Annotated in this window: 9 protein-coding genes; 2 read left to right on the plus strand and 7 right to left on the minus strand. The window is 62.2% G+C overall.

Annotated elements, in window-relative coordinates:
* Window positions 1-37: 37 nt before the first annotated feature.
* Entirely contained in the window at window positions 38-1,498 is a 1,461-nt protein-coding gene (mltF, locus tag AC1RMX_RS18975) for a membrane-bound lytic murein transglycosylase MltF (RefSeq protein ID WP_096819217.1), read from the minus strand.
* A 285-nt stretch (window positions 1,499-1,783) separates the two neighbouring features.
* Here mltF and purL point away from each other — a divergent pair, with 285 nt between their 5' ends.
* Complete coding sequence (purL, locus tag AC1RMX_RS18980) at window positions 1,784-5,680, plus strand: phosphoribosylformylglycinamidine synthase (RefSeq protein WP_493072716.1); 3,897 nt, start codon at window positions 1,784-1,786, stop codon at window positions 5,678-5,680.
* Between the two features lie 5 nt (window positions 5,681-5,685).
* Window positions 5,686-5,997 (plus strand): NGG1p interacting factor NIF3, encoded by a 312-nt coding sequence (locus AC1RMX_RS18985; RefSeq protein WP_493072717.1) that lies wholly within the window; start codon window positions 5,686-5,688, stop codon window positions 5,995-5,997.
* Between the two features lie 412 nt (window positions 5,998-6,409).
* On the opposite strand, the gene nagE is transcribed toward AC1RMX_RS18985, so the two are convergent.
* The 6 genes from nagE to AC1RMX_RS19015 all read right to left on the minus strand — a co-directional run bounded on the left by nagE (window position 6,410) and on the right by AC1RMX_RS19015 (window position 14,414).
* Entirely contained in the window at window positions 6,410-8,125 is a 1,716-nt protein-coding gene (gene nagE / locus AC1RMX_RS18990; protein ID WP_493072718.1) for an N-acetylglucosamine-specific PTS transporter subunit IIBC, read from the minus strand.
* A gap of 23 nt (window positions 8,126-8,148) precedes the next feature.
* Complete coding sequence (ptsP, locus tag AC1RMX_RS18995) at window positions 8,149-10,662, minus strand: phosphoenolpyruvate--protein phosphotransferase (RefSeq protein ID WP_493072719.1); 2,514 nt, start codon at window positions 10,660-10,662, stop codon at window positions 8,149-8,151.
* A 35-nt stretch (window positions 10,663-10,697) separates the two neighbouring features.
* Window positions 10,698-11,720 (minus strand): SIS domain-containing protein, encoded by a 1,023-nt coding sequence (locus AC1RMX_RS19000; RefSeq protein WP_096819227.1) that lies wholly within the window; start codon window positions 11,718-11,720, stop codon window positions 10,698-10,700.
* On the minus strand, window positions 11,701-12,807 hold the full coding sequence (gene nagA, locus AC1RMX_RS19005) for an N-acetylglucosamine-6-phosphate deacetylase (protein WP_493072720.1): 1,107 nt from the start codon (window positions 12,805-12,807) through the stop codon (window positions 11,701-11,703). Before nagA ends, AC1RMX_RS19000 begins: the two co-directional genes overlap by 20 nt.
* A 30-nt stretch (window positions 12,808-12,837) precedes the next feature.
* The gene (locus tag AC1RMX_RS19010; protein ID WP_007954613.1) at window positions 12,838-13,569 is read right to left on the minus strand and encodes a GntR family transcriptional regulator; all 732 of its coding nucleotides are present in this window, start codon (window positions 13,567-13,569) and stop codon (window positions 12,838-12,840) included.
* A 329-nt stretch (window positions 13,570-13,898) separates the two neighbouring features.
* On the minus strand, window positions 13,899-14,414 hold the full coding sequence (locus tag AC1RMX_RS19015) for a L,D-transpeptidase family protein (RefSeq protein ID WP_096819231.1): 516 nt from the start codon (window positions 14,412-14,414) through the stop codon (window positions 13,899-13,901).
* Window positions 14,415-14,416: the final 2 nt, after the last annotated feature.

The following is a 14,416-nucleotide window of genomic DNA, read 5'->3' on the forward strand; positions in this document are numbered from 1 at the left end:
ACACAGATACTGTGGGAGCTCGCTCCCACAGTATTTATCAGAGCGGCGGGTTTTCCTGCGCCGGTTTGGATTTGTCGATCCCCGGCACATGCAGATTGCCTTCGGCGACCTGATCGCCCTCGAGTTGCGGCTGGGTCACCCAGGTCAGGATGTCGTAGTAGCGACGGATGTTGGCCACGAAATGCACCGGTTCGCCGCCACGGGCGTAGCCATAGCGGGTCTTGCTGTACCACTGCTTCTGCGACAGGCGCGGCAGCATCTTCTTCACATCCAGCCACTTGTCCGGGTTCAGGCCTTCCCGGGACGCCAGTTTGCGCGCGTCATCCAGGTGGCCGCTGCCAACGTTGTAGGCGGCCAGTGCAAACCACGTACGATCCGGCTCCTGGATCGAATCGTCGAGCTGATCCTTCATGTAAGCCAGGTACTTCGCACCGCCCATGATGCTTTGCTTCGGATCGAGGCGGTTGGACACGCCCATGGCCTGGGCGGTGTTCTGGGTCAGCATCATCAGGCCGCGCACGCCGGTCTTCGAGGTGACGGCCGGTTGCCACAGCGATTCCTGATAACCGATGGCCGCGAGCAGGCGCCAGTCGACTTTCTCTTTCTTGGCGTAAGTCTTGAAGTGCTGTTCGTATTTGGGCAACCGCTGCTGCAAATGCTGGGCGAAGGTGGTGGCGCCCATGTAGCCGAGGACGTCGACGTGGCCGTAGTAGCGGTCTTTCAGGCGTTGCAGGGTGCCGTTCTTCTGCACCTTGTCCAGATAACTGTTGATCTCGTTGAGCAGGCTGTTGTCTTCACCGGCGGCCACTGCCCAGCTCTGGCTGCGCGCATCGCCGAGGTCAAAGGCCACGCGGATATTGGTGAAGTACACCTGGTTCATCGCCACTTCGTTGGAGTCGACCAGGGTCAGGTCGATCTGGCCTTCATCGACCATGCGCAGCAGGTCGACCACTTCAACGGCGTCGGATTCTTCGTATTCGATCCCGGGATATTTCTGTTTCAGCTCGGCGAGTTGCTCGGCGTGGGTGCTGCCCTTGAGCACCATGATCTTCTTGCCGACCAGTTCACTGGCGTCGGTCGGGCGGGACTGACCGTTGCGATAGATGATCTGCGGGGTGACTTCGAGATAGGCGTGGGAGAACCGAACCTGCTTCTTGCGCTGATCGCTGCTGACCAGGCCGGCGGCGGCCAGTACCGGACCGTTGGGTTTGCCGACCTGGTCGAACAGGTCGTCGAGGTTGTCGGCGGTCTCGATCTTCAGCTCCACCCCCAAATCGTCGGCGAAGCGCTTCACCAGCTCGTATTCGAAGCCGGTTTCGCCGCTGCGATCCTGAAAGTAGGTGGCGGGGCTGTTACGGGTGATCACCCGCAGCACACCATCCTCCTTTACGCGCTCGAGGGTGTTGGGTTTATCAACACAGCCACTGAGCATCAGGAAGAGTCCGGTTGCGATCAGCCATTTGGCGTACCGCGGACGCAAAGCCGTTGGGGAAAACATGTGCGCAGTATACGCAAAGGACAACGGGCGCCATATCTCGACAGTCGAGGGCTTGTCTGCTAGGGATCACAAAACCGCTCGAAACCCCGCAGGAATGGGCCCGAAAGGCATTTTGTGACAGAAAAAATAACCCGCGTTCCAACACCCGATAAATTTGACCTTCGAGGCAAGAACACCACTCGACATCCGGGTGCAACCGTGCGTAGCGTTTCGGGTGATGTTGAGGGCGGTTTAGGCTAGAATGCACGGCCTCAAAGCACACCCCTTCCCGAGGCTGTCCCGAAGATGTTGATCCTGCGCGGCGCTCCTGCCCTTTCTGCCTTTCGCCACAGCAAACTCCTTGAGCAACTGAGCCAGAAGGTTTCGGCTGTCAGTGGCTTGTATGCTGAATTCGCTCACTTCGCCGAAGTCACCGGCGTCCTGACCGGCGACGAACAGCAGGTGCTTGCGCGCCTTCTGAAGTACGGTCCAAGCGTTCCGGTTCAAGAGCCGACCGGTCGTCTATTCCTGGTGTTGCCGCGTTTCGGCACCATCTCGCCATGGTCGAGCAAGGCCAGCGACATCGCCCGCAACTGCGGCCTGAGCAAGATCCAGCGCCTGGAGCGCGGCATCGCGTTCTACGTGGCCGGTCAGTTCAGCGAAGCCGAAGCACAGCAGGTTGCCGATGTACTGCATGACCGCATGACGCAGATCGTTCTGGCCAACCTCGAGCAGGCCGCCGGTCTGTTCAGTCACGCCGAACCGAAGCCGCTGACCGCCATCGACATCCTCGGCGGTGGTCGCGCCGCGCTGGAAAAGGCCAACGTCGAGCTGGGCCTGGCCCTGGCCGAAGACGAGATCGATTACCTGGTCAACGCCTTCAACGGTCTCAAGCGCAACCCGCACGACATCGAACTGATGATGTTCGCCCAGGCCAACTCCGAGCACTGCCGCCACAAGATCTTCAACGCCAGTTGGGATATTGACGGCGAGAGCCAGGAAAAAAGCCTGTTCGGCATGATCAAGAACACCTATCAGATGCACAGCGAAGGCGTGCTGTCCGCTTATAAGGACAACGCTTCGGTGATCGTCGGCAACGTCGCCGGCCGCTTCTTCCCGGATCCGGAAACCCGCCAGTACGGCGCGGTGCAGGAGCCGGTGCACATCCTGATGAAGGTTGAAACCCACAACCACCCGACCGCGATCGCACCGTTCCCGGGCGCATCTACCGGTTCCGGTGGCGAGATCCGCGACGAAGGCGCGACCGGCCGTGGCGCCAAGCCGAAGGCCGGCCTGACCGGTTTCACCGTGTCGAACCTGCAGATCCCGGGCTTCGAACAGCCGTGGGAAGTGCCGTACGGCAAGCCTGAGCGCATCGTCACCGCGCTGGACATCATGATCGAAGGCCCGCTGGGCGGCGCTGCGTTCAACAACGAATTCGGTCGTCCGGCCCTGACCGGTTACTTCCGTACCTTCGAACAATCGATCACCACCCCGCACGGTGACGAAGTTCGCGGCTACCACAAGCCGATCATGCTCGCTGGCGGCATGGGCAACATCCGTGAAGAGCACGTCAAGAAAGGCGAGATTCTGGTCGGCTCGAAGCTGATCGTCCTCGGCGGCCCGGCGATGCTGATCGGTCTGGGTGGCGGTGCAGCGTCCTCAATGGCGACCGGCACCAGCTCGGCGGATCTGGACTTCGCATCGGTTCAGCGCGAAAACCCTGAAATGGAACGTCGCTGCCAGGAAGTCATCGACCGTTGCTGGCAGCTGGGTGACAAGAACCCGATCAGCTTCATCCACGACGTGGGTGCGGGCGGTCTGTCCAACGCCTTCCCGGAACTGGTCAACGACGGCGACCGCGGTGGCCGTTTCGAACTGCGCAACATTCCAAACGACGAGCCGGGCATGGCCCCGCACGAAATCTGGTCCAACGAATCCCAGGAACGTTACGTTCTGGCAGTCGGCCCGGCCGACTTCGAGCGCTTCAAGGCCATCTGTGAACGTGAGCGTTGCCCGTTCGCCGTTGTCGGTGAAGCCACCGCCGAGCCTCAACTGACCGTGACCGACAGCCACTTCGGCAACAACCCGGTGGACATGCCACTGGAAGTGTTGCTGGGCAAGGCACCGCGCATGCACCGTTCGGTGGTTCGCGAAGCCGAGCTGGGCGATGACTTCGATCCGTCGAACCTCGACATCAGCGAAAGCATCGAACGCGTTCTGCACCACCCGGCCGTGGCGAGCAAAAGCTTCCTGATCACCATCGGCGACCGCACCATCACCGGCCTCGTGGCCCGTGACCAAATGGTCGGCCCATGGCAGGTTCCGGTGGCCGACGTGGCCGTCACCGCCACCAGTTTCGACGTCTACACCGGTGAAGCGATGGCAATGGGCGAGCGTACTCCGCTGGCGCTGCTGGACGCTCCGGCGTCGGGCCGCATGGCCATCGGTGAAACCCTGACCAACATTGCCGCTTCGCGCATCAACAAGCTCTCCGACATCAAACTGTCGGCGAACTGGATGTCCGCTGCCGGCCACCCGGGCGAAGACGCGCGTCTGTACGACACCGTGAAAGCGGTGGGTATGGAACTGTGCCCTGAGCTGGGCATCACCATCCCGGTGGGCAAGGACTCGATGTCCATGGCCACCCGCTGGAACGACAACGGCGAAGACAAGACCGTCACCTCGCCGATGTCGCTGATCGTGACCGGTTTCGCGCCAGTGGCTGACATCCGTCAGACCCTGACCCCGGAACTGCGCATGGACAAAGGCACCACCGATCTGATCCTGATCGATCTCGGTCGCGGCCAGAACCGCATGGGCGCCTCGATCCTGGCTCAGGTTCACGGCAAGCTCGGCAAGCAGGCTCCGGACGTCGATGACGCCGAAGACCTGAAAGCCTTCTTCGCGGTGATCCAGGGCCTCAACGCCGACGGTCACCTGCTGGCGTACCACGACCGTTCCGACGGTGGTCTGCTGACCTCCGTGGTGGAAATGGCCTTCGCCGGCCACTGCGGTCTGAGCCTGAACCTAGACAGCGTTGCCGAAAGCTCCGCTGAAATCGCCGCCATCCTGTTCAACGAAGAACTGGGTGCCGTGATCCAGGTTCGCCAGGACGCCACCCCGGACATCCTCGCGCAATTCAGCGCGGCCGGTCTGGGCGACTGCGTTTCGGTGATTGGTCAGCCGATCAACAACGGCCAGATCAACATCACCTTCAACGGTGACACCGTGTTCGAAGGTCAGCGTCGTCTGCTGCAACGTCAGTGGGCCGAGACCAGCTACCAGATCCAGCGTCTGCGTGACAACGCCGACTGCGCCCAGCAGGAATTCGACGTCCTGCTGGAAGAAGACAATCCGGGCCTGAGCGTCAAGCTGAGCTACGACGTCAACCAGGACATCGCCGCGCCTTACATCAAGAAAGGCATTCGCCCACAGGTTGCCGTGCTGCGTGAGCAGGGCGTCAACGGTCAGGTGGAAATGGCGGCGGCGTTCGACCGCGCCGGTTTCAACGCGATCGACGTGCACATGAGCGACATTCTGGCCGGCCGTGTCGACCTGAACGAGTTCAAAGGTCTGGTGGCCTGCGGTGGTTTCTCCTACGGCGACGTACTCGGCGCCGGTGAAGGCTGGGCCAAGTCCGCACTGTTCAACAGCCGTGCCCGCGATGCGTTCCAGGGTTTCTTCGAGCGTAACGACAGCTTCACCCTCGGCGTGTGCAACGGTTGCCAGATGATGTCCAACCTCCACGAACTGATCCCGGGCAGCGAGTTCTGGCCGCACTTCGTGCGCAACCGCTCCGAGCAGTTCGAAGCGCGCGTGGCGATGGTTCAGGTTCAGGAATCGAACTCGATCTTCCTGCAGGGCATGGCCGGTTCGCGCATGCCGATCGCCATCGCTCACGGTGAAGGCCATGCCGAATTCGAAAGCGAAGAGGCACTGCTCGAAGCCGATCTGTCCGGTTGCGTGGCGATGCGTTTCGTCGACAACCACGGCAAGGTCACCGAAGCCTATCCGGCCAACCCGAACGGCTCGCCGCGCGGGATCACCGGCCTCACCAGCCGCGACGGTCGCGTAACGATCATGATGCCGCACCCGGAGCGTGTGTTCCGCGCCGTGCAGAACTCGTGGCGTTCGGAAGAGTGGAACGAAGACGCTCCTTGGATGCGTATGTTCCGTAACGCTCGTGTGTGGGTGAACTAAGCGCTGTGTACAAGCTCGCGTTTTTTGTTCCCGACAGCCATGTCGAGGTGGTCAAGGACGCTGTATTCGCTGCCGGTGGCGGGCGGATCGGTGACTATGACCACTGTGCGTGGCAGGTGCTTGGTACTGGTCAGTTTCGGCCTTTGGACGGCAGTCAGCCGTTCATTGGTGAGGCGGGGCAGGTTGAGCGGGTCGAGGAGTGGAAGGTCGAGCTTGTTGTTGGCGATGAGTTGATTCGCGCGGTAGTGGCGGCTCTTAAGTTGAGCCATCCCTACGAGACGCCGGCTTATGAAGTGTGGCGGTTGGAGGATTTTTGATCTTCTGATTGCAGTTATGGAAAACCCGCTGAGAGTGATTTCAGCGGGTTTTTTGTTGTTCTCGGTTTGGGTTGGGTGAATATCCGTTGCTGCGGTAACGGCGGCTTATGGTTTCGCCCTTACGGCGAGTCCCTTTTGGCAAACGCCGGAATGCCGGCCCAGCCCAAAGGAACCAAAAGGTCTTGGCCCCGGCGTTCGGCACCTCGCTTTGGCTCGGTGTTCCTTCGTTCCGGGATTCATCCGGGGGCATCGCCTACGGTTTGCTTCGCTGCACCTCCTCTCGATGCATGCGGCTGCGCCGCACGGTCGCTGCGCTCCCACCCCCGGATGAATCCCTCCACTCAGCCTGCCGATGGGGCCGGCACGTCAAAAGCGGTACTCGAGCTAACGCTCATCGTGTTGAGTGGTGGTCCTAAACCTTGGCACTCACCTCACTCCGATTAACCAACCCCTCCAGCGCCGCACTCAAACTCTGCGCCCGATCCCCCACCAGCAAGTGCCACACGCCATCTTCCAATGCGCTCACGCCCAGGCAGCCCAGTTCTTTCAATCGGCTTTCCGACAGCGCTTTGCCATCGGCCAGTTGCAGGCGAATCCGGCTCATGGCGATGCAATCAAGTTGTAGCACATTGTCGCTGCCGCCCAGGGCAGTCAGCCATTGCTGTGCCAGCGGTGCAGCGACTGCAACCGGTTCACTGGTTTCGATGACGGCGACAGGTGCAACCACGACGGCACGTCCCAATGCGGGCATCGCCAGGCGAATCTCATCGGCAATGCTGTCGGCCATCGGCCCTACAACCACCTGCAAACTCCCGCCCTTGCCCGGACGCACAACGGCCATCGCACCCAGCGCTTTCAAATCCGCATCCGAAGCTTTGTTGCGATCGACCATTTCCAGTCGCAGCCGCGTGGTGCACGCGCCAACCGTGACCAGATTCTCCGCACCACCGAGTGCCTTGATGTAAGCCCCGGCGCGTTCGTTTTCGGTCAGAACCGCTTTGTCGGCGGTGGCGACGTCTTCACGCCCCGGCGTCTTCAGGTTGAAGCGACGGATACAGAAATCGAACACCACGTAATAGATGACCGCATAGGCCAGGCCCACCGGGATCACCAGCCAGCCATTGGTGGACTTGCCCCAGCCGAGCACCATGTCGATGAAGCCACCGGAGAAGGTGAAACCCAGATGAATGTTCAGCGCATTGGTGATCGCCATCGACAGCCCGGTCAGCAGCGCATGCACCAGATACAGCAGCGGTGCGAGGAACATGAAGGCGAATTCGATCGGTTCGGTTACCCCGGTCAAGAACGAGGTCAGGGCCATCGACAGGAAGATCCCGCCCATCACTTTGCGTCGTTCCGGCAGGGCGTTGCGGTACATCGCCAGGCACGCCGCGGGCAGGCCGAAGATCATCATCGGGAACATGCCGGTCATGAACTGGCCGCCCTTCGGATCGCCAGCGAAGTAACGCGACAGGTCGCCGGTGACCAGGGCGCCGGTGGTCGGGTCGGTGAAGTTGCCGAACACGAACCACGCCATGTTGTTGAGGATGTGGTGCAGGCCGGTGACGATCAGCAGGCGGTTGAACACGCCGAAGACGAAGGCGCCGAAGCTGCCGCTTTCCATCATCAGGCTGCCGAAGCTGTTGATGCCGTGCTGGATCGGCGGCCAGATGTAGCCGAACACCACGCCCAATCCCACCGCCGCAAAACCGGTCACGATCGGTACGAAACGCCGGCCGCCGAAGAACGCCAGATACTCTGGCAACTTGATGTCCTTGAAGCGGTTGTACAGCGCGCCGGCCATCAGGCCGCTGACGATCCCGGCGAGCATGCCCATGTTGATGCTCGCGTCGAGCACCTTCAGCGTGGAGATCATCACCAGGTAACCGATCACCCCGGCGAGGCCGGCGGTGCCGTTGTTGTCCTTGGCGAAACCGACCGCGATGCCGATGGCGAAGATCATCGCCAGGTTGGCGAAGATCACCTGACCGGCGTCGTGGATGATCGCGATGTTCAAGAGGTCGGTGTCGCCCAGGCGCAGTAGCAGGCCGGCGATCGGCAGGATCGCGATCGGCAGCATCAGCGCTCGGCCGAGGCGTTGCAGGCCTTCGATGAAGAGTTGGTACATGGCGTTTGTCCTTGTTGTTTTTGTTAGCGCAGAGGCCAATGTTGATGACAGGCATGACGCACCGCGGCGGCGCTGCTCAGCTTGAGCAAGTCCCGGGCGAGGCGTTGGCATTCGGCTTCGTGCACCTGGCGCACGCGATCCTTGATTTCACTAATCTGTACCGGGCTCACCGACAGTTCGGTCACGCCCAGGCCGATCAACACCGGCGTCGCCAGCGGATCGGAAGCCAGGGCGCCGCACACGCCGACCCAGCGTTTATGCACCGCCGCGCCTTCGCAGGTCATGGCGATCAGGCGCAGCAGTGCCGGGTGCAAGGCATCGACCCGTGCGGCGAGGCCGGCGTGGTCGCGGTCCATGGCCAGGGTGTATTGCGACAGGTCGTTGGTGCCGATGGACAGGAAGTCCGCGTGCTCGGCCAGTTGCTCGGCCTGCAAGGCGGCGGCCGGGACTTCGATCATCACGCCGATTTCCGGACGTAGGCTGATGCCCAGTTCCAGGCACAGCGCATCGACCCGTTGGCGGATGTGCAGCAGTTCGTCGACTTCGGTGACCATCGGCAGCAGGATCCGGCAGCGTTGCAACGGGCTGACTTGCAGCAGGGCGCGCAGTTGCTGATCGAGGATTTCCGGGCGGGCCTGAGCCAGACGAATACCGCGCAGACCCAACACCGGGTTGGCTTCCACTGGCAGCGGCAGGTAATCGAGTTGTTTGTCGCCGCCGACGTCGATGGTGCGGATGATCACCGACTTGTCGCCCATGGCATCGATCACCGCTTGGTAGGCGGTGCGCTGTTCTTCGACGTCCGGCGCGGTGTGGCGATCGACAAACAGGAACTCGGTGCGCAACAGGCCGACGCCATCGGCGCCATTGGCAAACGCATCGGCCGCTTCATGGCTGGAGGCGACGTTGGCGACCACTTCGATGGCCACGCCGTTGCGGGTTTCCGCCGGCAGATGGGCTTGGGCTTGCTGGGCTTCGCGACGTTGTTGGCGGTCGATCTGGGCTTGCCGGACTTCGGCCAGTCTTTCGCCATTTGGCGTCAGTTCGAGGCGCCCGCCGTCGGCATCGAGGACCACCGATTGGCCTTGCGCTTGATCCAGCAAAGCCGAGCCCAGTGCGACCATGCACGGCAGGCCTTTGCCCCGGGCCAGAATCGCCACGTGGGAAGTTGCGCCCCCTTCGGCCATGCACAACCCGGCGACACCTTGCGCGCTCAGTTGCAGCAAGTCCGAAGGCGTCAGTTCGTGGGCGGCGACGATGGCGCCGGCCGGCACGTCGTAATGCCAGGCTTCGCCGAGCAGGGCACGCAGCACCCGTTGTTTCAAGTCGCGCAGATCGTTGGCACGTTCGGCCAATAGCGCGCTGCCGGTGTTCTGCAGCACCTCGCATTGCACATCGATCGACTGACTCCAGGCGTGAGTCGCCGCAGTACCGGTTTCGATCGATTGCTGCGCGGCATCTAGTAGTGCTGGGTCTTCCAGCAATGCCAGATGCGCGGCGAAGATCGCTTCTTCGTCGGCATTACGCTGTTTTTTCGCCTGGGCGAGGGTGCCGTTGATTTCGCTGCGAACCTGATTCAGTGCCGCGTCGAGGATCTGCAATTGGTGTTCGGGCTGATGATTGCCAGCGTCCGCCGGCAGGCTGATCGCGTTCAAGCGAAACAGCGGCCCGCCGACCAGACCCGGTGCGGCGCACACACCGTGCAACACGCCGGCCTCGGCCGGGCGATTGCGTGGTGCAGAAACAACCGGTGCTGTGGCGTGATGATCGTCGGGCAGAGCGGTGGCCAAGGCCGTGAGCAAGGCTTGCAGCGCCGCTTGCGCATCGGAGCCCTGGCAGCTGACTTGCACTTCGTCCTGCTCGCTAATCGCCAGGCCCATCAAGCCGATGAGGCTGTTGCACGGCGCCGACTTGCCGGCGAAATGCAGCTGTGACTGGCTCTTGAAACCCTGCGCCGTCTGGCGGATCAACGCGGCCGGGCGTGCATGCAGGCCACCGCGATGGGCGACCCGCACGTGACCGTGAACTTCAGGGCCGCCGGTTTCTTCTGCATTCGCCGCCGTGCTGTGACGAGCAACTATGTGCAGCAGCGGTTCGCCAACCTTCACCGTTTTCAGGGTGATGGGGCGCGCCTGAAAGTCCTGGCTGTTGGTCAGGATCAGCAGGCTGACCAGGCTTTTGCACTGGCGGCCGACCTTGTCCAGGTCATAGCGCAGCAACGGCTGGCCACTGCTGACCCGAGTGCCTTCCTTGACCAGCATCGAGAAACCTTCGCCCTGCAACTCGACCGTGTCGAGTCCCAGGTGCAGGAGGATTTCCGCGCCGTTGTCGGCACGCACGGTCAGCGCGTGGCCGGTGCGGGCAACGTGGATCACCACCCCGGCGCAGGGCGAATACAAGGTGTCGTTCAGCGGATCGATGGCAATGCCGTCGCCCATCGCGCCGCTGGCGAACACCGCGTCCGGAACTTTGGCGAGCGTGAGCACCGGGCCGCTGAGCGGGGCGCTTAAAGTCAGCTCTTTATTGTTGTTGTGCATGGCTCGGTCTCATCAGGAAAACGTTCGGTTCGGACTCAGTGCGTACGAGTGACTTTGCTCAGGTGTCGCGGCTGATCCGGGTCCATGCCACGGGCCACGGCCAGACCGGCCGCCATCACGTAGAAACTCTGGATCGCCAGGATCGGGTCGAGCGCCGGATGCTCCGCGCGGCTCAAGGTCAGGTCGCGTTCGCTCACGTCATCCGGTGCGGCCAGCAGCACGCGGGCGCCGCGTTGGCGCATTTCGGCCGCCAGGCTCAGCAGACCGGCCTGTTCGGCACCGCGCGGGGCGAACACCAGCAGCGGATAGTGTTCGTCGATCAGGGCCATCGGGCCATGACGGACTTCGGCGCTGCTGAAGGCTTCGGCCTGGATCGCCGAGGTTTCCTTGAATTTCAGCGCGGCTTCCTGGGCGATGGCGAAACCGGCACCACGGCCGATCACCATCAGGCGTTCGCAATCGCGCAGGGCGTCGATGGCCAGGCTCCAGTCCTGTTGCGCGGCGTCGCGCAAGCCTTCGGGCAAGGCGTTGTGTGCTTCCAGCAATTCGCTGTCTTCTTTCCAGTGCGCGATCAGACGGGCGCTGGCACTGAGGGTGGCAATGAAGCTCTTGGTCGCGGCGACGCTGCTTTCGGTGCCGGCCAGCAGCGGCAGGCTGAATTCACACGCGGCCTCCAGCGGCGAGTCGGCGGCGTTGACCATCGACACGCTCAGGGCACCGCGCTTGCGCAGCAGACGCAGGCTGTTGACCAGATCCGGGCTCTGGCCCGACTGGGAAAACGCGAACGCGACCTGACCGCTGACTTTCAACGGCGCCTGTTGCATGGTCACCACCGACATCGGCAGCGACGCCACCGGAATGCCCAGTTGCTGCATGGTCAGGTAGGCGAAGTAGCTCGCCGCATGATCGGAACTGCCACGGGCGACGGTCATCGCCACTTGCGGCGGCTGACGGCGCAGGCGCCCGGCGATCTCGATCATCGAGCCATCGAGCTGTTGCAGTTGGGCTTGCACGGCCTCGAACGAGGACAGCGCCTCCTCAAGCATTTTTGAAGTCAATGTCTTCTCCTTCGACCATGACGGCGGTCAGTGTGAGTGAGCGATCCAGCCGCACGCAGTCGGCCCAGGCGCCCGGTTGCAGGCGCCCGCGTTCGGTGATGCCGAGGTAGTCGGCGGGGAATTGCGAAAGACGTTGCGAGGCCTCGGCGATCGGCAGACCGATCTTCACCAGATTGCGCAAAGCCTGATCCATGGTCAGGGTGCTGCCGGCCAGCGTGCCGTCCGGCAGGCGCACGCCGCCCAGGCATTTGGTGACGGTGTGGCTGCCGAGCTTGTACTCGCCGTCGGGCATGCCGGCGGCGGCGGTCGAATCGGTGACGCAATACAGGCAAGGAATCGAGCGCAGGGCCACGCGGATCGCACCGGGGTGCACGTGCAGCAAGTCCGGGATCAACTCGGCGAATTTGGCGTGGGCGAGGGCGGCGCCGACGATGCCCGGTTCGCGGTGATGCAGCGGGCTCATGGCGTTGTACAAGTGCGTGAAACTGGTGGCGCCGGCTTCGAGGGCGGCGACACCTTCCTCGTAACTGCCGAGGGTGTGGCCGATCTGCATGCGGATGCCACGGCGGCTCAGTTCACGAATCAAGCCGTCGTGGCCGGCGATTTCCGGGGCGATGGTGATCACACGGATCGGCGCGAGTGCCAGATACTCTTCGACTTCGGCCATCAGCGCGGTGTGGGCAAAGTTCGGTTGCGCGCCGAGTTTGCCGGGATTGATGTACGGACCTTCGAGGTGAACACCGAGGACCCGGGCGGCGCCTTTCGGACGCTGCTCGCAGAATTCGCCGACATCCTTGAGCACGCTGGAGATCTCGGCACTCGGCGCGGTCATCGTGGTGGCCAGCAGCGAGGTGGTGCCGAAACGCACGTGGGTCTTGGTGATGGTCTCGAAGGCGCTGGTGCCTTCCATGATGTCCTTGCCGCCACCGCCGTGGACGTGCAGATCGATGAAGCCCGGCAGCAGATAAGGCAGGTCGTTGTCCGCCGGCTCGCAAGGCACGCCTTCGATGGACACGACTCTGCCGTGTTCGTGGATCAGCCGGCCGCGAATCCAGCCGTCAGCGGTAAGGATGTTGTCTTCGGACATTTCGCTTCTCTCGTTTGGCCTGGCTGCTGATCAGCGGCGAAGCTCTGCAACAAAGTCGTAGTAGTCGTTGCGGCAATAGGTGTCGGTGACTTCGATCGGCGTGTTGTCTTCCAGGTAGCCGACCCGGGTCATCAGCAGCATCGCGGTGCCGGGGGCGATGCCGACCAGCGCGGCGAACTCGTCCGAGGCGTTGATCGCCTGGATGTGCTGCAAGGCGCGCACGATCGGTTTGCCGATGCTGTCGAGGTGTTCGTAGAGCGAATCGCCCACAACCTGCGGCTTGGGCATGATCGAGGCGGGCAGGGTGCTCATCTCGATGGCCATCACCGTGTCGTCGGCTTTGCGCAGGCGTTTCATGCGCGCGACCTTGTCGTTCGGCGACAGGCCGAGGCGGATCAGTTCTTCGTGGGTTGGCAGGGTGATTTCCCGCTCGAGCCATTGCGAGCTGGGCACGAAGCCCTTGAGACGGAGCATTTCGCTGAAACCCGACAGGCGCGACAGCGGTTGTTCAAGGCGTGGGGTGATGAAGGTGCCGGAACCTTGCAGGCGGCGGATCAATCCTTGATCGAGCAAGACTTCCAGCGCCTTGCGGGCGGTAACCCGAGAAATCCCCAGCATTTCGCTGAGATTGCGCTCCGACGGCATCGCCTGTTCGGCTTTCCACTGGCCGGCATGGATCGCGGCTTCCAGGTTGCGCGCCAGTTGCAGGTACAGCGGCGTCGGCTGGGAGTCGTCAGGGCGCAGGGCGTGTAGATCATTCATACAGGCATTTCCGGAGCTGATATTGGATTGTTGTCGCTCGCTGTTTCGGCGAAAACTAATACCACTTGCATACCATGTCAACGCGGCGGAAAGGCCTGTAGTCCTTTGGAATCGGGTGTTTCAGGGTGGGTGGTTTCAAGTGGTATTAGAGGTGGGCTCTGGAATGCAAAAGATCGCAGTCTGCGGCAGTTCTGGCGGGTGAAAGTGGTATCACCGTTCAGACGTTGCCGCAGGCTGCGATCTTTTGAATTTATTTTTTGCGGGCGACCAATGGTCAGAGGGAAGGGCCGCTTCGCGGCCCGGAGAGAGCAGGCGCCCTGGTGACAGAATCAGGGGCGGATTTCGATCATCGTGCCGTCTGGCACCAGGTTCCAGACTTCGCGCATGTCGACGTTGCGCATGGCGATGCAGCCGTCGGTCCAGTCCAGGGTGTGGAACAGGTTTTCCGGGTTGTCTTCGGAATCCGGCGTGCCGTGGATCATGATCATGCCGCCAGGCTCGACGCCTTCGCGCCGGGCGCGGGCGGAGTCGCTGATGTTCGGGTAGGAGATGTGCATCGACAGGTTGAATTTGTCGCTGGTCTTGCGCCAGTCGATCCAATAGAAACCTTCAGGTGTGCGTTTGTCGCCTTCAATCAGTTTCGGCCCTTTTTTCGCGCCCTTGCCCAGGGAAATGCGATAGCTCTTGAGCGGCTTGCCATCGGCGATCAACTGCAGTTGATGAGCTGATTTGAGCACCAGTATTTTTTCGATGAGCGGGGTGTTCGAAGGCGTCACGGTGGTCACGAACGACGCTTGGGAGACGGTGACGAACGACAGGCAAAACAGGGCAAGCAACCAGCGCATTG

It is taken from the genome of Pseudomonas sp. GW822-FHT03F04 (genome assembly GCF_058801405.1).